Origin of the sequence: Jeotgalibacillus sp. R-1-5s-1 (assembly GCF_004405105.1) — a bacterium.
Lineage (GTDB): Bacteria > Bacillota > Bacilli > Bacillales > Jeotgalibacillaceae > Jeotgalibacillus.
The window spans coordinates 137,329-155,889 of record NZ_SORW01000002.1; the positions used below are offsets into that span (position 1 = coordinate 137,329).

The 18,561-nt window shown below is 42.9% G+C and carries 23 protein-coding genes and 1 riboswitch; of the genes, 8 read left to right on the top strand and 15 right to left on the bottom strand.

The genetic code is table 11. The annotated features are described in order from the left end of the window. Position 1: 1 nt before the first annotated feature. The 5 genes from queE to E2491_RS00750 form a co-directional block, all read right to left on the bottom strand. Complete coding sequence (gene queE, locus E2491_RS00730) at positions 2 to 736, bottom strand: 7-carboxy-7-deazaguanine synthase QueE (RefSeq protein ID WP_134371530.1); 735 nt, start codon at positions 734 to 736, stop codon at positions 2 to 4. Further along, positions 733 to 1,173 (bottom strand): 6-carboxytetrahydropterin synthase QueD, encoded by a 441-nt coding sequence (queD, locus tag E2491_RS00735; RefSeq protein ID WP_134371532.1) that lies wholly within the window; start codon positions 1,171 to 1,173, stop codon positions 733 to 735. Before queD ends, queE begins: the two co-directional genes overlap by 4 nt. Further along, complete coding sequence (gene queC, locus E2491_RS00740; protein WP_134371534.1) at positions 1,170 to 1,829, bottom strand: 7-cyano-7-deazaguanine synthase QueC; 660 nt, start codon at positions 1,827 to 1,829, stop codon at positions 1,170 to 1,172. Before queC ends, queD begins: the two co-directional genes overlap by 4 nt. Before the next feature lie 90 nt (positions 1,830 to 1,919). Then, a riboswitch (PreQ1 riboswitch) is annotated at positions 1,920 to 1,964 on the bottom strand. Positions 1,965 to 2,058: 94 nt separating this feature from the next. Next, a complete protein-coding gene (locus tag E2491_RS00745) occupies positions 2,059 to 2,259 on the bottom strand; it encodes a cold-inducible protein YdjO-related protein (RefSeq protein WP_227395406.1) in 201 nt (66 codons plus the stop codon). A gap of 196 nt (positions 2,260 to 2,455) precedes the next feature. Then, the gene (locus E2491_RS00750) at positions 2,456 to 2,761 is read right to left on the bottom strand and encodes a hypothetical protein (protein ID WP_134371538.1); all 306 of its coding nucleotides are present in this window, start codon (positions 2,759 to 2,761) and stop codon (positions 2,456 to 2,458) included. A gap of 134 nt (positions 2,762 to 2,895) precedes the next feature. Between E2491_RS00750 and E2491_RS00755 the strand changes: the two genes are divergently transcribed. After that, a complete protein-coding gene (locus E2491_RS00755) occupies positions 2,896 to 3,096 on the top strand; it encodes a hypothetical protein (RefSeq protein WP_134371540.1) in 201 nt (66 codons plus the stop codon). A gap of 95 nt (positions 3,097 to 3,191) precedes the next feature. Next, positions 3,192 to 3,350 carry a hypothetical protein gene (locus E2491_RS17410; RefSeq protein WP_166805754.1) on the top strand — a complete coding sequence of 53 codons (159 nt, stop codon included), beginning with the start codon at positions 3,192 to 3,194 and terminating at the stop codon, positions 3,348 to 3,350. A 78-nt stretch (positions 3,351 to 3,428) separates the two neighbouring features. Here the strand turns inward: E2491_RS17410 and E2491_RS00760 are convergent, their stop codons facing one another. The 5 genes from E2491_RS00760 to E2491_RS00780 form a co-directional block, all read right to left on the bottom strand. Then, positions 3,429 to 4,298, bottom strand: a complete 870-nt coding sequence (locus tag E2491_RS00760; RefSeq protein WP_134371542.1) for an SDR family oxidoreductase — start codon at positions 4,296 to 4,298, stop codon at positions 3,429 to 3,431. Between the two features lies 1 nt (position 4,299). Continuing rightward, a complete protein-coding gene (locus tag E2491_RS00765) occupies positions 4,300 to 4,968 on the bottom strand; it encodes a phosphatase PAP2 family protein (RefSeq protein WP_134371544.1) in 669 nt (222 codons plus the stop codon). 72 nt (positions 4,969 to 5,040) lie between these two features. Then, positions 5,041 to 5,961 carry a homoserine kinase gene (gene thrB / locus E2491_RS00770; RefSeq protein WP_166805755.1) on the bottom strand — a complete coding sequence of 307 codons (921 nt, stop codon included), beginning with the start codon at positions 5,959 to 5,961 and terminating at the stop codon, positions 5,041 to 5,043. Beyond that, positions 5,958 to 7,019 carry a threonine synthase gene (gene thrC, locus E2491_RS00775; RefSeq protein WP_134371548.1) on the bottom strand — a complete coding sequence of 354 codons (1,062 nt, stop codon included), beginning with the start codon at positions 7,017 to 7,019 and terminating at the stop codon, positions 5,958 to 5,960. Before thrC ends, thrB begins: the two co-directional genes overlap by 4 nt. Continuing rightward, the gene (locus E2491_RS00780) at positions 7,016 to 8,317 is read right to left on the bottom strand and encodes a homoserine dehydrogenase (protein ID WP_134371550.1); all 1,302 of its coding nucleotides are present in this window, start codon (positions 8,315 to 8,317) and stop codon (positions 7,016 to 7,018) included. The genes thrC and E2491_RS00780 overlap by 4 nt, the downstream gene beginning before the upstream one ends. 220 nt (positions 8,318 to 8,537) lie before the next feature. On the opposite strand from E2491_RS00780, the gene E2491_RS00785 reads away from it, so the two are divergent. From E2491_RS00785 to E2491_RS00800, 4 genes are all read left to right on the top strand, one after another. Next, positions 8,538 to 8,861 carry a hypothetical protein gene (locus tag E2491_RS00785; protein WP_134371552.1) on the top strand — a complete coding sequence of 108 codons (324 nt, stop codon included), beginning with the start codon at positions 8,538 to 8,540 and terminating at the stop codon, positions 8,859 to 8,861. 99 nt (positions 8,862 to 8,960) lie between these two features. Beyond that, entirely contained in the window at positions 8,961 to 9,377 is a 417-nt protein-coding gene (locus E2491_RS00790) for a hypothetical protein (RefSeq protein WP_134371554.1), read from the top strand. Further along, entirely contained in the window at positions 9,378 to 9,752 is a 375-nt protein-coding gene (locus E2491_RS00795) for a DUF1499 domain-containing protein (RefSeq protein WP_134371556.1), read from the top strand. It begins immediately after the preceding gene. After that, positions 9,752 to 11,227, top strand: coding sequence for a dihydrolipoyl dehydrogenase family protein (locus E2491_RS00800; protein ID WP_134371558.1), 1,476 nt, complete (start codon positions 9,752 to 9,754; stop codon positions 11,225 to 11,227). Before E2491_RS00795 ends, E2491_RS00800 begins: the two co-directional genes overlap by 1 nt. 64 nt (positions 11,228 to 11,291) lie before the next feature. On the opposite strand, the gene E2491_RS00805 is transcribed toward E2491_RS00800, so the two are convergent. From E2491_RS00805 to E2491_RS00820, 4 genes are all read right to left on the bottom strand, one after another. Next, positions 11,292 to 12,554 (bottom strand): glutamate-5-semialdehyde dehydrogenase, encoded by a 1,263-nt coding sequence (locus E2491_RS00805; protein WP_134371560.1) that lies wholly within the window; start codon positions 12,552 to 12,554, stop codon positions 11,292 to 11,294. Positions 12,555 to 12,604: 50 nt separating this feature from the next. Continuing rightward, a complete protein-coding gene (proB, locus tag E2491_RS00810; protein ID WP_134371562.1) occupies positions 12,605 to 13,723 on the bottom strand; it encodes a glutamate 5-kinase in 1,119 nt (372 codons plus the stop codon). Between the two features lie 42 nt (positions 13,724 to 13,765). Then, on the bottom strand, positions 13,766 to 14,605 hold the full coding sequence (gene proC, locus E2491_RS00815) for a pyrroline-5-carboxylate reductase (protein WP_134371564.1): 840 nt from the start codon (positions 14,603 to 14,605) through the stop codon (positions 13,766 to 13,768). A gap of 298 nt (positions 14,606 to 14,903) precedes the next feature. Then, positions 14,904 to 15,740 (bottom strand): gamma-glutamylcyclotransferase, encoded by an 837-nt coding sequence (locus tag E2491_RS00820; protein ID WP_166805756.1) that lies wholly within the window; start codon positions 15,738 to 15,740, stop codon positions 14,904 to 14,906. 73 nt (positions 15,741 to 15,813) lie between these two features. On the opposite strand from E2491_RS00820, the gene E2491_RS00825 reads away from it, so the two are divergent. Both E2491_RS00825 and E2491_RS00830 read left to right on the top strand, forming a co-directional pair. After that, positions 15,814 to 16,047: a hypothetical protein gene (locus E2491_RS00825; RefSeq protein WP_134371568.1), complete on the top strand. Its 234-nt coding sequence runs from the start codon at positions 15,814 to 15,816 to the stop codon at positions 16,045 to 16,047. Between the two features lie 54 nt (positions 16,048 to 16,101). Then, positions 16,102 to 17,052, top strand: coding sequence for a GDSL-type esterase/lipase family protein (locus E2491_RS00830; protein WP_134371570.1), 951 nt, complete (start codon positions 16,102 to 16,104; stop codon positions 17,050 to 17,052). A gap of 41 nt (positions 17,053 to 17,093) precedes the next feature. Here E2491_RS00830 and E2491_RS00835 read toward each other — a convergent pair whose 3' ends face one another. Further along, the gene (locus E2491_RS00835) at positions 17,094 to 18,506 is read right to left on the bottom strand and encodes an alanine/glycine:cation symporter family protein (protein WP_134372248.1); all 1,413 of its coding nucleotides are present in this window, start codon (positions 18,504 to 18,506) and stop codon (positions 17,094 to 17,096) included. Positions 18,507 to 18,561 lie beyond the last annotated feature (55 nt).

Consider the following 18,561-nt stretch of genomic DNA (forward strand, 5'->3'; position numbering starts at 1 on the left):
CTTACACTCCTCTCTTATTGCCCCATACATACGTATGAAGCTGAGGAAGCACTCTTACCTGATTCAATTTACTGTTAACCATTACCTTATCAATCAGCCATTCATAACGCGCAATCAGGTTTGGAATGAGCTTTTCGTCCTTTTGCTCATGAACCTGATCATTTCCTGTCTGCAGATAAAAAGGTACATCAGGATATCTTTGGTGCAGCATTTCAGCAAATGCAAGATCTTCATCATCAAAAATGACGACTTTCAAGGAAAAATCACTCTTTCCTGCAATCAGTTTTGACACAATATCATCCAGAATGGGCAGGTTCGGCTTCATACCTGAGCTCGGTGGCTTCGGAGACAACGTAAGGTCATCAATCGATAAAAACCAATCCTGCCAGATAGACCCCTGTGTTTCGAGCGCTACCTGCATGTTATTCTCATGAAGCAATTGAACAAGTTCTGACAGGTGCTTCAGCAATGCAGGGTTCCCACCTGAGATCGTTACGTGATTAAAATGATCTCCACCGGTTTTTTTCAGTTCATTAAAAATATCAAGTGCGGTTAACTGTCTGATTTCGTCCTTTGCGCTTCCATCCCACGTAAATGCGGAATCACACCAGGAGCAGCTGTAATCACAGCCTGCTGTACGGACAAACATCGTTTTTTGTCCGATGACCATTCCTTCACCCTGAACAGTCGGACCGAAAATTTCTAAAACAGGGAACTTTCTTTCTCTCTGTGTCATGACGTAATCCCCTTCTTTTTTGGACGGTAAACGACATAGCTAGTAGGTGTTTCACGCAAAAATACCTGAAGACATGTCGGTTTGTTTTCAGTTGTCTGTAAATAGGCTTCTATTGATTCCCAGATAATTCTTGCTGCAGCCTCTGTAGTAGGAAAACGATCGCTGTCCGTTTCAGAGAATGCAGGGTCTTCATTGAGAATTTTGTGATCAAACCGGTCATGAACAAGCTGTTTAATCGTTTTAAAATTTATCAGAAATCCTGTGTGATCAAGTTCATCTCCAGCTATCGTAATATTCACAAAATACGTATGACCATGTACATATTGGCATTTTCCTGCTTCTTCAGAAGGAATAGAATGAGCGGCAGAAAAATGAAAATCCTTGTTTAATTCGTAACTGTATTCATGATGGGGAGCGGGATAAATTTGCTGAATCATTTTTGCCCCTCCTTCTCATGTAAATATTCAGTCATACCATTTAAACGTAATCTGCAGGCAGGACAATCGCCGCACCCATCACCCTGGACTCCGTTATAGCACGTCAGCGTTTTTGTTCGGATATAGTCAAACCGTCCGAGCTGATCAGCAAGCGCCCACGTTTCCTTTTTATCAAGCCACATCAGAGGTGTGTGAATCACAAAATTTTCTTCCATGGACAGGTTTACTGTAACATTTAATGACTTTATAAAAATGTCACGGCAGTCCGGATAACCACTGAAATCCGTTTCACAGACGCCTGTAACAAGGTGTCTTGCATGACGCTGTTTTGCCAGAACAGCTGCAAATGATAGGAACAGAAGATTTCGGCCGGGGACAAAGGTTGAAGGAAGCTCCCCTTCTTTTTCTACAATCTCCTCGTCCCTGGTCAATGCTGATGGCGCCAGCTGATTTAAAAGGCTCATATCCAAGACATGATGCTTTACGCCAAGCTCCTCAGCAATTTTTTCAGCGCACACAATTTCATTTTCATGTCGCTGACCATATTTAAACGTCACGGCTTCTACTTCATCGAACTTTTCGAGTGCCCAGAAAAGACACGTTGTACTGTCCTGTCCACCACTGAAAACGACAATCGCTTTATTATTTTTATCCATAAAAAAAGCTCCTCTCCTTTGTAAGGCTTACGCCTGAAAAGAAGTAAGAGTGTTCACGAAATCACTAAAAAAAGCAGGTGTGTTCCTGCATATGTCCTAGTTTTTTATAGAGGGATGGTCGCGAACCTCTTTCTATTCTTTTAGTAACATTATCGTATCACATGTACGTACCTTTGAAAAGAAAATAAAGCCCTCCTGCAAGCAGAAAGGCTTCTTCTCTTATCAGATATTAGAAATTCTGTGGGTTTGGCACGATTTCAAGATCGCGGCTCCCTTTTTCCATCTTGCTGCCGCACACAGGGCATTGATAAGTTTCTTCTCCTCTGGCAGAGAAATTATCCCTCATCCAGACGTTACAGCTATCCGAAGAGCATTCCCAAACGTCTGTAGCTTCCTTTTGTACTTCTTCAGCAGGTTTTCGTTGAAACATCACGGTTTGTCCCCTTTCATTTACAGGATCGGTTTTATCACGGTATGGATAAAAAGGGATCTTGTAATGTTTTTCTACCAATCATTATCGTACATGACTATCTTTATTATACACGAAAAAAGGCAATTTTGCAGAATTGCCTTCATCGTCTTATTATTTATATGCTTAAACGCTTGTTAATATGATCACAAAAGCATTATAATTGAGTTTTGTTTTCAGTGGAGCCCTTTTCTATCTCGTCAAGTTGCTCCTGCTGTTCATTATAATACTGTACAGATGTCTGAGCACCTTCTGACATCATTTTTTCATCTTCATGCTGATGCGTTTCCTGATCTTTATTTTTGTAATCGTAATATGACTGTTTCGCCTGATCGATCGCCTGGCTTACTTTAACTTTTGAATCATCAAATGCTAGCTTCGCCTTCTCGCGGTTTTCTTTCTTTTTAAAATAAGCGTACCCTGCTGCGCCAAGTCCTAGTAAAGCATATCTTTTTAATCCCATATGATGACCTCCTATATTTTCATAGTATGTTTATTACCTTAAATGTCATTCTTTAAACATCATATTTCGGAGTTGCTACTAAGTATGTTTCAAATATCATATTCTGGGAAATGTAATGGCAGGAGGTGGATGCTATGGATAATTCAGATAAAAAGCATCATGATCAGCCTGATCAGCTGAACAGTTCAAAGAAAAATATTCTTGACCGTCATCAGGACGAACAGCATACAGATCCTGTTCCGATGGAAGATTTAAAATCAGATAAAAAAAGTGAGAAAAACAAAAAGAAATCCCAGAAAGCACAGTCTTCTGACGGTCTCCTTGACACAGAGTAACCATGCATAAAACATTAAAAATGTGATATACTTGTCGTGAAAAAACAAATTCTGCTCCTCTTTCTTTGGAGGACAGTTTCATGGAGGTGGATGTGATGAAACGAAACCGAGATGAACAAGCCAGAGAGGTCAATCGGGAGGAAACAAAAGTCAGAACCGGTCAGTTGCTCACAACCGGACTTAAGGAAGATGAAGTTCAGGAGCTTGCTGAATACCGTGAAGACGGTTGGGAATTTGTTGACGACGACTATTAAAAGTAAAAGCCCCCTTGCAATGCAAGGGGGCTTTTACATGTTAATAAATGTTTTCAGAACATGAAAGCAATTAAACCATTAACTTGACCTGAATACGCCGCCATTAATATGAATTGTCTCACCGGTCATGTAACTGCTGTCCTCTGATGCCAGCAGGACATATGAAGGTGCAAGTTCTGCTGGCTGACCCGGTCTTCCCATTGGGGTGTCTGCCCCGAATTCTCCAACCTTATCTGCTTCAAACGTAGATGGGATGAGAGGTGTCCAGATTGGTCCCGGTGCAACTGCGTTCACTCTGATTCCATCCTTGATAAGGGACATTGCCAGGGAACGTGTAAAAGCTGTAATTGCGCCTTTCGTTGAAGAGTAATCAATCAATAGTTCATTCCCTTTATAAGCAGTAACTGAACTTGTATTGATGATTGAGCTTCCTCTTTTCATGTGTGGGATAGCCGCTTTCACATAATGAAACATGGAGAATACATTCGTTTTAAACGTTTTTTCAAGCTGTGCAGTAGTGATATCCAAAATCGACTGTTGAGGGTGCTGTTCGGCTGCGTTATTAACAAGAACATCGATTCCGCCAAATTCTTTAACAGTGTTGGATACAGAAAGCTTGCAAAACTCCTCATTTCCGCAATCGCCACTCAATAACAGGCACTTCACACCGTATGCTTCCACTTCCATTTTGGTCTCTTTTGCGTCTTCATGTTCATCCAGATAGACAATCGAAAGGTTAGCTCCTTCTTTTGCAAAAGCAATGGCTACAGCTTTTCCAATCCCACTGTCCCCTCCGGTAATAAGAGCGGTTTTTCCCGTTAGCTTTCCGCTTCCTTTATAGTGATCATTATTATACACCGGTTTCGGATTCATCAGTCCCGTTTCTCCAGGCTGCTTTTTTTGATGCTGTGCAGGCTGGCCACCTTTTTGTATCGTTGAAAAATCCATATCAATCACTCCTTTGTTTCTTTTTCCTTAGCTTGTAAAGAAATAAGAGACTTATACAGACAAAAAGCCATGATGCACCTGCTGCAAACCCGGCAAGCACGTCTGATGGAAAATGGACGCCGAGGTAAACGCGGCTCGTACCCACAAGTAGTACAATGACAGCTGTAGAGACAATGATCAGCCCTTTTGCAGGGTTGTTCAACACAATGATTAAAACCGCTGCAAGAGATCCGTATAAAATCATCGCACCCATCGCGTGACCGCTCGGATAGCTGTAACCACCCTGCTCAATTAAAACTTCAAGCGTCGGCCTTTCACGTGTAAATGCATTTTTTAACAGCCAGTTAAACGCACCACCAAGTGCATTAACAACGGCCACAAAAACAGCGAGATCAAACTGCCTTTTTAATGACAGTATGATGATCGTTATGATACTGATCACGCTAATCGTTATCACATCAGCACCGTGCGTGACCCACGTGGCGACAGTTGTGAGCCCCGGGCTTATAGGTGCCTGTACCACATTAATAATACTGTTATCAAATCCGGCCAGCTCATTTTCAAGCAGCTCCTCCGATAACTCAATAAAGATCCAGATTCCGGCAAGTATAATGGCAATCGGGATCGTAACCTGCAGGGACTTCCTTATATTCAATTTCCCCGAAAACATCAGGACACCTCTCCTTCTTTATGTAACAATTATTAAGCCTCTTCCCTGTTTAACCCGACAAAAAACCACCTGTTATGCAAACAGGTGGTTCTCATTTTTTTCGTATAATACAGTCCCTTTATCACTTGGTAAAAGGTTGTGTATTGTATAAGACTTAAATTTATTTTCAAGCTCAGACGCAACATGTCCGGCACTCACATTTTCAGCATATACAGCAATGGAAGGGCCTGCACCGCTGATTGTTACAGCAAACGCACCTTCTGCCAGTGCTGTTTTTTTAATGTCAGGAAGATCCGGGAAAAACCTGCTTCTGTGCGGTTCATGAAATTTATCAACCATCATAGCCCTCCCAGCTTTATCAAAGTCCCCTGTCAGAAGAGAAGCAACCAGGACGTTTCCGGCTGCGCTGCTCATCGCTGCGTCACGGTGATCCAATATTTTTGGAATCACTTCTCTTGATTCTTTCGTCTCGAGCGTTGTAAGTGGAACGAGTACAATGACTGAGAATCCGTTTACCGGTACCGAAATAGTGTCCAGATTTCCATTTGCGTATCGGGAAACGGTAAAGCCTCCTGCTATACTTGCCGAAACGTTATCAGGGTGTCCTTCCATCTCACATGCGAGATAAATTTTTTCCTCCTGGGACAATGACAGATTCAGCAGCTGATCGGCAATGGAAATCCCGGAGCTGATCGCAGCCGCGCTGCTCCCCAGTCCTCTTGATAGTGGAATATCGGACTCAACCATTAACTTTGCAGGGGGACAGGTTTTGTTGAATTTTTTCTCAACGTGCCTGACCGTTTTTATAATCAGATTTTTTTCATCTCCCGGCAATGTCTGATGCTCTGGCTGAACATATTCCACTCTCCAGCTGTCTGAAGGCTCGATTTTTACTGTCTGGTAAATGGGCAGAGCGAGCCCCAGTGAATCATATCCGGGTCCGAGGTTGGCTGTTGAAGCGGGTGCAACGACTGAAAAGGGCTTAAAGCTCACAATTTTACCCCTCCCTTTAACTCATCACGAATCGCTTCAAAATCAGCTTTCATCTTCTTCGGTTCGAGGTCAGAAACCTTGATCGCCGTCTCCGGATCTTTCAATCCATTACCGGTTAAGACAGCTGCGATCGTCGAACCTTTCTCTATTTCTCCCTGCTTTAACCGTTTAATGACACCGGCGATCGATGCACAAGATGCTGGCTCTGCGAAGATACCTTCTCTCTTTGCGATAAGCTGGTAAGCTTCCAGAATTTCTTCATCTGTCACCTCTAAAATGTGTCCATTTGACTCTTTGAGAGCTTTCAGAGCAAGATCCCAGCTGGCCGGGTGACCAATCCTGATGGCTGTCGCAATCGTTTCCGGCTTTTCAAAAATACGGTTATGGACGATTGGCGCGGCACCTGAAGCCTGTGCACCCAGAAGTGATGGCCGCTCGCCACCGTTTTTCTGCTGATATTCAGTAAAGCCTTTCCAGTAGGCAGAAATGTTACCCGCATTTCCGACAGGCAGCGCTAAGATATCCGGTACACCTTCCAGCTGGTCAATAATTTCAAATGCTGCTGTTTTCTGTCCATCCAGGCGGTAAGGGTTAACGGAATTCACTAATGTGATATCCTCTGTCTCGCTGATTTGTTTTACGATTTTCAGTGCCTCATCAAAGTTCCCTTCTATTTCAATAATTTCCGCTCCATACATACGTGCCTGTGCTAGCTTCCCGAGGGCAATTTTACCTTCTGGGATCACCACGATGGATCTGAGGCCGGCTCTGGCGCCATAAGCTGCTGCTGCCGCAGAAGTGTTACCTGTGGATGCGCAGATAATGGCTTTACTGCCAGCCTCCTTCGCTTTAGCAACTGCCATCACCATTCCTCTGTCTTTGAAAGATCCGGTCGGGTTTGCCCCTTCTAACTTTACGTAAAGGTTGATTCCCCATTCTGCTGAAAGATTTTCGAGATGTACAAGAGGTGTATTGCCTTCGTTCAGGCTTAATTCCGGTGTTTGATCCGTAACTGGAAGCCATTCTTTATATGTGCTGATTAAGCCTTTCCATCTCATCTCGGTTCTCCTCCTTCTACACGGTACTGGCTGATGATTTTTTGGACAAATGACGATTGGTTTAATTCATCAATAATACCATTATGATTTTTCCTGGATACAGGGTGCGTGATCAGAATGACTTCAGCTTCACCTGTTTTTTCTCCGGGACGCTGGATGATGGATCCGAGACTCGCTCCGTATCGTCCGTAAATAGACGTAAGCTCTGAAAATACACCAACTTCATCTTTCACGAGCAGTCTATGGAAAAACTGTGCTTTCTGTTGGTCCTGAGATTTCAGCTTTCTTTCGTTTACATAGTCAATGTTTCTGCTCCCGGCTACACCGAGCAGTAAATTTCTGCAGGCAGCGATCACGTCTGATACAACAGAGGTTGCAGTTGGCATCGATCCTGCTCCAGGTCCGTAAAACATCGTTTCTCCCACAGCATCGCCATAGACATAAACCGCATTATATTCATTTCTTACAGACGCCATCGGATGGGATGACTTTAAAAATACAGGCTCTACCCCTACTTCTACACCATCCTCATCCCGCTCAGCATATCCAAGCATCTTCACGTGATATCCGAACTGTTCTGCAAGTTCCATATCCTCTGTTGTAATAGACGTCATCCCTCGTACTTCCACATCATCGAGGAAGACTTCCATTGAAAATGCGAGCGTTGCGAGTATCGCCATTTTTCTTGCCGCATCAAGACCTTCTACATCAGAGGTTGGATCACTTTCTGCAAAGCCTAGTTCCTGTGCCTTCTTCAATGCTTCATCATATGACCAATTTTCTTCTTTCATCTTTGTCAAAATGTAATTTGTCGTTCCGTTTACGATACCCATGATCGTGGATATTCTGTCAGAAGCAAGGCCATCTTCTAATGTTCTGATAATCGGGATTCCGCCCGCCACACTCGCTTCATAATAAAGATCCGTTGCATTGTCACCTGCAAGCTTCAGCAGCTTATGCCCGTGAAGAGCCATCAAATCTTTATTCGCTGTGACAACTGCTTTTTTAGACTTCAACGCCTGTTCAATTGCTTCATGTGCACCTTCAATACCACCCATAACCTCCACAATGACATCAATATTCGAATCTTCCAATACTTCATTAATATCTGTTGTTAAAATACTTCCATTTAAATCGGCGGCCCGGTGCTTATCCAGGTCTCTCACCGCAATTTTTTTAATTTTCACTTTTGCTCCGAGCTTTTGTGACAGCTGCTGCTCATTTTCCCGGATCATTGTGGCAACCCCACTGCCTACAGTTCCAAACCCAAGCATTCCGATGTTAATCTCTTTTGTCATAATCCTGCACCTGCTTTCACACGTCTCTGTTCTTTTTAAAAAGACATTTGTTTTTGATATACGGACAATTATAGCGTTGCAGCAGACTAGTGACAACCCAATTCCCTGATTTTTTCTGAATAATTACAAGTAAACGGTTACATTCACGGTCCATGATCATACTGGAAACTCATATTCCGTTATGAGATGATAATTACATTAATACATAGGAGTGAACATTTTGGTCAAAATAATGAATATCGTAGCAACTGCAGCTGGAATCGGCTTGTTAAATATCTTGTTAATGCTGTTGTTGAATACAGGATTTATAGAAATTTCCCTGCTCGCAGGAATCATTGGAATTGTCGTTGTCCGGTTTTTTACATCACCGGGTAATTACGCAAAGGCTAACCGTGCGCCTGTTGAAACAGGATTGATGACGGTACAGCTGAAAGAACAAAAGAAAGTGTTCTATCCAAAAACCATTGAATGGACAAGTATCGTCTATACAGCAGTATCTCTGGCCGCAGTTATTGTGCTCTATCGGGATTACTTCTTCACTTAAAAACCGGCATGGATCGGTTTTTTTGTTTGCACCCGTTTAGCGTGGTATTTATATCGGGTAAACAATGAAGATGCAGAGACGGGACAAGGAGCATATAACATGATGAATGAACCATGGTTTTTAGCTATATTGGACACACGGGCTTATGAGTATGAACATTACCGCTACAGCGTTTGTTTTATTAATCAGTCTGATGAGATTATTACCGGGATTGAATATACAGCTAAAGGCTCCATAAAAGCCTATAACCGGACGCTGTCAGAAGCTGAGGAGAGACGAAGCCTCGGAGAATTAAAACCGCAATATGTGGTTGAAATCGAACATATACCGAAAAACGGATTTATTGAAGACATGAGTTACACTTTTACAATCCGGATCGGGGACCGGACAGAGGAAATAACCTACATTGTTCCAAAAAATCTGTCAGGTGCAGCTTATTCACTATTTGATTTACCCGTCGTTCAGCAGAGAGGGTACATTTTCCCTCCAAACAGACCAGATACAGGAGTGAAATAAATGAAAAACAGACTCGAAAACGGACGGCTGCTGCCGATCTCAAGTAAACCGAACAACGTATCAACCCAAACAGATCAGTCAGATAAAAAAATGGAGCCGCTGCCTTACAGAGGTAGTAAGGAAGATTCAAAAGCAAGATTGAAAAAAATCCTGCATGCGAACGAAAAGATAACGATCAAAAATGAATCTGAAAATATGATTTATGCGATCGAAACATCATCTTTTTTCAGATTCAAGGACGATATTGATTTCTTATTTGATGATGAAAACCAGGTTGTTCATTTCCGTTCAGCCTCAAGAACCGGCTATTCGGATATGGGAGTTAATAAAAAACGGATGCAGAAAATCACTGAATTGTATATGGAGGAGATTTAATGGAACGGTATCAGGTTGTTGTAATTGGTGGCGGTGCAGCAGGTATGACTGTTGCGTCAGGCGTTGCATCACTCGGAGCAAAAACAGCGCTGATTGAAAAAAAAGATTCACTCGGTGGTGATTGTCTCCATTTCGGATGCGTGCCGTCAAAAGCGTTAATTAAAACGGCCAATATGGTAAGCGGAATGTTCACAACAGCTGAAGAGCTTGGATTCACCGTGAATGGTGATCTGAATTTTGAACAGGTAAAAAACAGAGTGAACAGCGCAAGAAATACAATACAGGAACACGACAACACAAAACGATTCACAGATATGGGTGTTGATATTTACTTCGGCGGCGCATCATTTGAATCGAGCCATGAAATTAAAATCGGCAACGGTGAAACAATCTATGGAGAAAAGATTGTCATTGCAACAGGATCCCAGCCAGTCATTCCGCCCATTGAAGGACTTAAAGAAAGCCCGTTTGTGACGAATGAAACCATTTTCGACCTCCCCTCCCTGCCAAAGCGGCTCGGGGTAATCGGAGGAGGAACAATTGGTCTGGAAATGGCTCAGGCGTTCTCCCGCCTTGGATCAGACGTGACGGTTTTCGAAGGAGCCGGTCAAATCTTCATAAAAGAAGACCGCGATATTACTCGTTTTATGCAAAATGAATTAAAAAACGAGTTTACAATTGAGCTAAATACAACTGTTAAACAGGTAAGCTATAAAAATAATGAGTTTGAACTTACAGTGGCAAAAGGTTCCGGTACTGAGACAGTAAAAGTTGATACCCTGCTTGTAGCAGCGGGAAGAAAGCCGGCCATAGACGCTCTTGCGTTATCTAAAGCAGGCGTTGAGGCAGTAAAAGGGTTTATAAAAACGGATTCTTCCTTCCGGACTTCAAGATCCCATATTTTTGCGGTTGGTGATACGATCAATACGCTGCCGTTTACACATGCGGCGGGTGAAGAAGCGAAAACCGTTGTTTCAAATGTTCTCTTCGGCTTGAGGAATTCACTTGATCATTCAACGACACCATGGGTAACCTTTACGACTCCTGAAGTCTTCCACCTCGGAAAAACTGAGCAGGAGGCTGAAGAAGCCGGAATCGAATACAAAGTCTACAGAGCTCACCTTGACGAAGTAGACCGTTTTGTTACCGCACACGAATCAAGAGGATTTGTTAAGCTGATAACAGACAAAAAAGGCTACATTATCGGTGCGCATGCCGCCGGAACAGAAGCTGGAGAATGGATGCAGCTTGCTGTATTTGCCATGAAAAACAAAAAGAAAGTCGGCAGCCTATCACGGATGGTCTACTCCTATCCGATCAAGGCAGGCGCACTTCAAAAAGCAGCAGACCTGTACTGGAGAGAAAAACTATTTGACGGACCACTGCCAAAGCTGACAAAAAAGTTTTTCGAACTAAAATTCCGTGCAACCTCTTCCGGACATCAGAACACGGAAAAAGATCCGGGATTAAATTAGTCAAAAAACCGGACGGGTCACACGTCCGGTTCCCGCAAAAAAAGCAGCCAAATGGCTGCTTTTTTTATCTTACTTGACCATCACCGGTCATCACATATTTGATTGTCGTTAACGCAGGTAACCCCATAGGTCCTCTTGCATGCAGCTTCTGCGTAGAGATTCCAATCTCTGCACCAAAGCCTAAGGCACTGCCGTCTGTGAAACGTGTAGAGGCATTCTGGTAAATCGCTGCTGCATCAACCATTCCTTTAAAGCGCTTTGCCGTTTTTTCATCTTCAGTCACAATCGCCTCTGAATGCTTCGTTCCATACTCATCGATATGAGCAATCGCTTCATCCACATCAGAAACTACCTTCATGGCAATATCAAGACTTAAAAACTCATTGGCCCAGTGATCTTCTTCTGCAGCATGTGCATCAGGAATCAATTCAACTGCTTGTTGATCACCATAAACCGAAATGTTATTTTCATTTAATACATCAATCAGCTCATCCTTATGCTTTGCAAGAAACGCTTCGTGAATAATCACTGTTTCCGCTGCATTACACACTGCAGGACGATCTGTTTTGGCATTGACAAGAATTGCAAATGCTTTTTTGGCATCGGCATGCTCATCAATATAAATGTGACAGTTACCTACGCCTGTCTCAAGTACCGGAACGGTCGCATTGTTAACAACTGCCTGGATCAGTTTACCCCCACCACGAGGGATCAGAACATCAATATGCTCTTTCATTGTAAAGAGTTCCTGAGTAGCTGAACGATCTGTGCTGTCGATAAATTGGACGGCATCAGCAGAAATCACTGTATTTCTGAGTGCATCTTTGATAACTTCTACAATTTTACGATTAGAATTAATCGCTGATGAACCGCCTTTTAAAACGATCGCATTTCCTGATTTTAAAGCGAGACCGGTTGCATCGGCTGTTACGTTTGGACGCGCTTCATAAATCATACCGATTACACCTAATGGCACACGGACGGTCTGGACATTTAATCCGTTATCAAGTGTCCACTCATCCGTCACCTCACCAGCAGGATCCTCAAGCTTTGCCACTTGTCTCAGTCCGTCAGCAAAGTCTTTTACACGATCCTGATCCAGTGCCAGACGATCCATATAAGCAGAATCGTAGCCTGCTTCACGGCCATTTTTCAGATCTGCTTCGTTAGCAGTTAAAATATCATGGCTGCGTGCTTCCAGATGATCAGCGATCACATTTAATGCAGCATTTTTTTCTTCTGTAGTTAAAAGACCAAGTTCCTTTGACGCTTTTTGTGCAAGCTTTGCCTGTTCTTTAACATTTGTCTTTTCGATGACTGTAGTCACCAAACCACTCCTTTTAATTTTTGGGGTTTTATCATGATTGTTATTGTTGTTTATACGCCGATCGGGATCGCCACTTCAAGTTCGCAAACAAAGGAATCATTGTGAACCGCTGCTTCCGCTTCCTCAGTTTCATTCATCTGAAAGTTTTCAAGATCCGCAGATGAATAATTTACAATCCCTAATCCAAGCTTATTTTTTTTCGTATCCAGAATCCGGACCACGCTACCTTTCTTAAAGTAGCCGTTGATCTGATAAATCTGGCTTGGAAGTAAGTTGCCTTTTTCATTAACGATGGTTTCTTTAGCATCTTCTTCAATCAGGATTTCTCCCTCAGGACCTGAATTGAAGGCAATCCATTGACGCTTGTGATCAAGGTTAATGTCCAGTTCAGTTACACCAAAGTAAGTTCCGCGTGCCGTTTCATATACAGCGTCCACCAGAATATTCGGGACACCTGCTTTACCTAGGAAAGAAGGTATACCAGATGCCATTGAGATTTTAAAGGCATCAATTTTAGAGCGCATACCTCCTGTCCCGACTGCGGAACCGGGTTCTCCAGCCATATCCTCAATATCCTGTGTGATTTCTGTTACTTCCGGTAATAACTCTGCCTCCGGGTTCTTACGTGGGTCATCATTATACAGACCATCAATGTCAGACAGAATAATTAACTGATCTGAATCCACAAGACCTGCTACTTTGGCAGAAAGCGTATCATTATCTCCAAAACGGAGCCGATCCGTTGTGACCGTGTCGTTCTCGTTAACGATTGGTACGATTCCACGTTCCAGTAACACATTAATTGTGTTTCTAACATTGTTATAGCGCGTCTCATCGGAGAAATCACTGCGCGTAATTAAAATTTGTGAAGCAGCGTATCCATGAGATGAGAATAATTCAGAGTAGGTTTCGATTAATCTTCCCTGTCCAATCGCAGCTGCCGCCTGCTTTTCAGGCAGGGATGATGGACGGTTAACGAAACCGAGTGTACGGTAGCCGGCTGCAACCGCTCCGGATGAAACGAGAACGACTTCGTGCCCGTCATCCTTTAATTCTGCAACCTGATCTGTAATCCGCTGAATTTTTCTTCTGCTGATATCTCCTGATGAACTTGTTAAAGAACTGCTTCCGATTTTAATTACAACTCTTTTTTGACTGTCCGATGTCATGCTATCACTCCTGATTAGTATTTCTCTATCTATGAACGGTGATTACTGCACCGTTGCTTTAGCCATTTGTTCTGTAATTTCCTTAGACCTGTTCATAGCACCTTCAATCGCTGCTTTAATGGCGTTTCCTCCACCGCTTTCTTCCAGTGCATTCAGTCCCGCTGCGGTTGTACCATTTGGCGACGTTACATTTTGTCTGAGCTCAGTAGGTGTTTCATCACGCTCAATCATCATTTTTGCAGCGCCTAAAATCGTCTGGGCACCAATTTCACGGGCCTGTTTTACATCCATCCCGTTTTCATGTGCCGTTTTTTCAATGTGTTCCATCAAATAATAGAAATAAGCAGGTCCACTTCCCGCAATGCCTGTAAACAGATCCATTTGATCTTCATCAATCACATATACCTCACCGATTGATGCCAGCAGGCTTTTGGCAAGCTTGACGTTTTTCATCGTCACGTTTTCTCCTGGTGAGATGGCAGTGGCTGATTCTCTCAGCATACTCGACGTATTCGGCATCACTCTGATGACCTGCTGTCCTTCATTTAGATGCTGTTCCATAAATTCCGTTGAAATCCCTGCAAGTACGCTCATTACAACCTGATTTGGTTGAATAGAATCTTTAATGGATAACAATGATTGTTCAGCATCTTTTGGCTTCATCGCTAAAATGATGACATCATAGGCTGAAAGCTGTACTTTATCCCTCACGATGCCCTGAATGCCGTATCGGTTGTGAAGCTCAAATAGACGGTCTTCATTACTTCTGTTTGTAGCCGTTACCTGGTGAGGCTCAAGCGTGCCTGTCTGCACGATCCCTGAAATCATTGCTTCTGCCATGTTTCCTGCCCCTATAAAGGCTACTCTGATATCTGATGACATAAACGTCCCATCTCCTTCAATTCATTCATTAGTCATTTTGTGTTCGCTGTTTTGTTCGCTCTGTTTTAATCACGAGTATTATCGTAACACGTAGGGATTTTTCATCAAGAGTAATCGGGGAAGTAGTGAGTTACAGTCAGTTAACGGGAGTGAAAGCGTTATCAGAGGGCTGTATTTTTTAATAATGAGTGAATTTGCGGTTTTAGATGTCCAGATCGTAAAATTTGAGGTATTTACATTTTAGGAACATGATAAAAGCGGACCCCTGTATAACAGGGATCCGCAAACTCATAGCTGTTTATTCAATCGTTACATTAAATTTTTCTTTTAAATCCTGAACGAGCTTTTTATGATATTCATCGCTGACGACATTTTTTGATCCTCTGATAATTTCTGTCGCGTAATGAAGTGGTGGGGCAAGCTCTTCAGACGGATTAATGACAATAAAGGAGATGCTTTTCTCATAAGTTCGATCACCAACTCGGACATCAATCATCACCGGGCGATACATACCCGTGTGAACCCCCTCCCGCTCAAATAAATAAGCAAGGGCTTCCTGATTCACTTTATATAACACACCCTCACCAGGCTGACCGGTTTCTACTATATTCGCACGCCCTCCGTCGTGAACGGTTAAACTGTAATTCATTTCAAGCCTGTCTGTCACACCACCGCCAATTTTATTTATAAACAGATGATCAACTGAGGCCAGTTTAAAACGTTCATTATCCATACAGGAACCATACGCATAGTAATAATGAACAGGGCGGTCGAGTTCAAGGTGTACAAGCCAGTCATTAAACCTGACTTCTTCCGCCTTCTGATGTGAACCGTCATCCACCTGGGTAAAAGCATCCACTTCTCCTAAATGATCAGTCATTACTTTGATCTTTTCAACTTTTCCTGTTCTGTTCATCCATTTTATTATGTGATCAGCTTTCTTATCCATCACTTCATATAGTTCCCCGTATGAGGTCTGATTCTCTGAAGGAACCAGCACCGGATCCAGGTGATCACCTAGATAAAGCTTTCCTGACGTTTTCGCCTGTGAAGCCAGTAAAGTTTCATTGATTATTAAATTGTGAGCGGTACCATGTTTTCTTAAAGTTCCATATACGAAAAAAAGCTTACTCAATCTGATCATCCTCCTGTTATATTAACTATCATTGGCCGCGCACGCATGTTCGTGTTAAAGTAAAGATGGTGATATGATGAATCTAACAAGATGGAGCTACGCAGGGCGGGGCCGGATTCGGGCTTATTTTGAAGAAATCCCCCACTCTACTGTGTTTCTCTCAAGAATAAGAAATAAATATTTTGTCCGTTATGTAGATTGGCATCGCTCTGATCCAGTTGTCAGCCGTGATGATCTTGTCGTTATTGAAAGGATCATTAATGATGAGCAGCAACTGACTGATCGTGGCACCCAAACGGATCGTTGATTCTACGATAGTAAATAAGGTTATAAATTGCAAGATTGAACGGAGTGTATCTTTATGAAAAAAACAAAGATATTAGCAGCCTGCATCGTGTTAACTGCTTCTCTATACGCATATCCGGTTCAGACAAAAGCAGAAATTACTTCTCCTGAGGTATATATAGCGCTTGGAGACTCGGTTGCGGCAGGAGTCACACCAAACGAATCGGTCGACTCAGGGTATACAGATATCATCGCGGCAGAGCTCGGGCAGTCCGGTCTTCTTGCTGCATTCTCAAAGGACTTTGCCGTTCCAGGGTTTACGACGTCTAATGTGCTGGAACTTTTTGATAATGAGGAGGTCCGTAATAGCGTTTCACAGGCTACGATGATTACGCTGTCAGCAGGAGCCAATAACGTCCTTGGTCTAGTTCAGCAAGATGATCTCGGTCAGACCGTAAGCTACAATCAGCTGACTGCCAACTTTGCGCTCAATAATATGAGAATAGAATATGGTGAGATTCTTGATACCATTCAGGAATTGAATCCTGATGCCGATATTTATGCAATTGGATACTACTTCCCTTATCCGCATGTAAAGGAAAAACAGCAGGAAGGCGTAAGAAAAGTCCTTGAAACCGTGAATACCATTATCCAGAACGAAGCTGAATCAAGAGGGCTAACCTTTGTTCCAGTAGCAGAAGAATTTAATGCTGCAGGAACAGCTTATTTGCCAAATCCGACAGACGTTCACCCGAATCAGGAAGGATATGTTTCAATCGCCAACTCATTTTTTGACGTTGCCGCTCCATTTTTAGAGGCATCCATTAATGATATTCCACCAAACCCTGGTCTCTCTCCATTTATTCAGGAATTACTGGAGCAAAATCCGCAAATGCAGATGCAAACCAGCCCTGATGAAGCCGAAGAGCCTGAAGAGATGGAACTTGAAGGCACTGCAGAAGATGGAATCGGACATTCATTCAAAGACCCGGATAATCTGCTTGGATACAGCAGAATGATGACATAATAAAAAAGAGATGCCACAAGAAAATCGGCATCTCTTTTTTATTACTTTTCAAGCGGCCCGTCATCCCAGCACTCGGTATTTTTCAGACCTTCTATTCTATTTTTATAAAACACAGGATCAATTCCCTGACGTTTCTGCTTCTTATAATCATTTAGTACTTTAAAGGCTAAAGGTGAGAGCAATGATATCGCAATAAGGTTGATCAGTGCCATCGTTCCCATTGAAACGTCTGCAAGATTCCAGACAACTCCAAACTCCTGAACAGCCCCGAAATAAACCATCGCAACTACGATGATCCGGTAAAGGTTCTTATAAACCGGGCTGTACTTAATAAACTCAATATTTGTTTCACCGTAATAATAGTTACCTACAATCGAACTGAAGGCAAAAAGGAAAATTGCGATACTGACAAATGTTCCTGCCCAGCTGCCTACATGGAATGCAAGGGCATCCTGAGTGAGCTGAATGCCGTCACTGCCGTTTAAGTATTCTCCTGACATAATGATAATCAGAGCAGTTGCGGTACAAATAACGAGCGTATCAACAAACACACCAAGTGACTGGATCAGACCCTGTTTGGCAGGGTGTGTAACAGAAGCGGTTGCAGCAGCATTAGGAGCACTACCCATACCGGCTTCATTTGAGAACAAACCGCGCTTTACCCCGTTCAGAATGGCTGCACCGATTCCGCCGGAAACGACTTCGGTGAAACCAAAAGCGTTACTGAAAATGATCTGGAACATCGGAAATACTTTATCAAGATTGGTAAAAAGAATAAAAAGTGCAAGTAGAATATACAAGATGGCCATAACCGGAACAACGATGCTCGTCACCGCCGCAACCCGTTTAACCCCTCCGAAAATAACAGCTGCTGTGAGCACAACTAGTACAAGCCCTACAATGGAACGGTTCCAGCCGAATGATCCCTCAAGCGCAAGTGAAATTGTATTGGACTGAACTGAATTAAAAACGAGACCAAATGTAATTGAAATAATAATGGCAAAAATGATACCCAACCATCTCGCATTTAATCCTTTTTCCATATAATAGGCAGGTCCTCCACGGAAACCTTCCTTATCTTTCACTTTATAAACCTGGGCCAGTGTTGACTCCACAAAAGCAGAAGCAGCACCGACAAGGGCAATGACCCACATCCAGAAAACCGCCCCTGGTCCGCCAAGTGCGATAGCAGTGGCTACCCCTGCAAGGTTTCCTGTTCCTACACGTGAAGCTGTAGAGATCGTAAAAGCTTTAAAGGATGAAATTCCCCGTCTTCCTTCTGATGAAATCGTGGACTTTTCAGTCAAAAGCTTCAGCATGTCTCCGAGTGAAGTAAACTGTAGAAAGCCGCTCTTAATCGTAAAGAACAACCCGCAGCCGATCAGTACGACGATTAATATGTAGTCCCATAAAAAGCCATTTACAGTCGTGGCAAAACTGTCAATCGCATTCACAAATAATAATGTTTCCAACATTTTAATGACCCCCTTTAAAAAATAAATAGAATGG

Excerpts from the sequence above, each read along its gene's own strand:
- E2491_RS00800 (WP_134371558.1), top strand. The coding sequence starts at position 9,752 with ATGGAACGGTATCAGGTTGTTGTAATTGGTGGCGGTGCAGCAGGTATG.
- E2491_RS00760 (WP_134371542.1), bottom strand. The coding sequence starts at position 4,298 with ATGGATTTTTCAACGATACAAAAAGGTGGCCAGCCTGCACAGCATCAA.
- E2491_RS17410 (WP_166805754.1), top strand. The coding sequence starts at position 3,192 with ATGAAACGAAACCGAGATGAACAAGCCAGAGAGGTCAATCGGGAGGAA.
- thrC (WP_134371548.1), bottom strand. The coding sequence starts at position 7,019 with ATGAGATGGAAAGGCTTAATCAGCACATATAAAGAATGGCTTCCAGTT.
- E2491_RS00745 (WP_227395406.1), bottom strand. The coding sequence starts at position 2,259 with ATGTTTCAACGAAAACCTGCTGAAGAAGTACAAAAGGAAGCTACAGAC.
- queD (WP_134371532.1), bottom strand. The coding sequence starts at position 1,173 with ATGATTCAGCAAATTTATCCCGCTCCCCATCATGAATACAGTTACGAA.
- E2491_RS00755 (WP_134371540.1), top strand. The coding sequence starts at position 2,896 with ATGGATAATTCAGATAAAAAGCATCATGATCAGCCTGATCAGCTGAAC.
- E2491_RS00780 (WP_134371550.1), bottom strand. The coding sequence starts at position 8,317 with ATGACAAAAGAGATTAACATCGGAATGCTTGGGTTTGGAACTGTAGGC.
- queE (WP_134371530.1), bottom strand. The coding sequence starts at position 736 with ATGACACAGAGAGAAAGAAAGTTCCCTGTTTTAGAAATTTTCGGTCCG.
- E2491_RS00790 (WP_134371554.1), top strand. The coding sequence starts at position 8,961 with ATGATGAATGAACCATGGTTTTTAGCTATATTGGACACACGGGCTTAT.
- E2491_RS00830 (WP_134371570.1), top strand. The coding sequence starts at position 16,102 with ATGAAAAAAACAAAGATATTAGCAGCCTGCATCGTGTTAACTGCTTCT.
- E2491_RS00750 (WP_134371538.1), bottom strand. The coding sequence starts at position 2,761 with ATGGGATTAAAAAGATATGCTTTACTAGGACTTGGCGCAGCAGGGTAC.
- proB (WP_134371562.1), bottom strand. The coding sequence starts at position 13,723 with ATGACATCGGACAGTCAAAAAAGAGTTGTAATTAAAATCGGAAGCAGT.
- E2491_RS00795 (WP_134371556.1), top strand. The coding sequence starts at position 9,378 with ATGAAAAACAGACTCGAAAACGGACGGCTGCTGCCGATCTCAAGTAAA.
- queC (WP_134371534.1), bottom strand. The coding sequence starts at position 1,829 with ATGGATAAAAATAATAAAGCGATTGTCGTTTTCAGTGGTGGACAGGAC.
- E2491_RS00765 (WP_134371544.1), bottom strand. The coding sequence starts at position 4,968 with ATGTTTTCGGGGAAATTGAATATAAGGAAGTCCCTGCAGGTTACGATC.
- proC (WP_134371564.1), bottom strand. The coding sequence starts at position 14,605 with ATGTCATCAGATATCAGAGTAGCCTTTATAGGGGCAGGAAACATGGCA.
- E2491_RS00825 (WP_134371568.1), top strand. The coding sequence starts at position 15,814 with ATGATGAATCTAACAAGATGGAGCTACGCAGGGCGGGGCCGGATTCGG.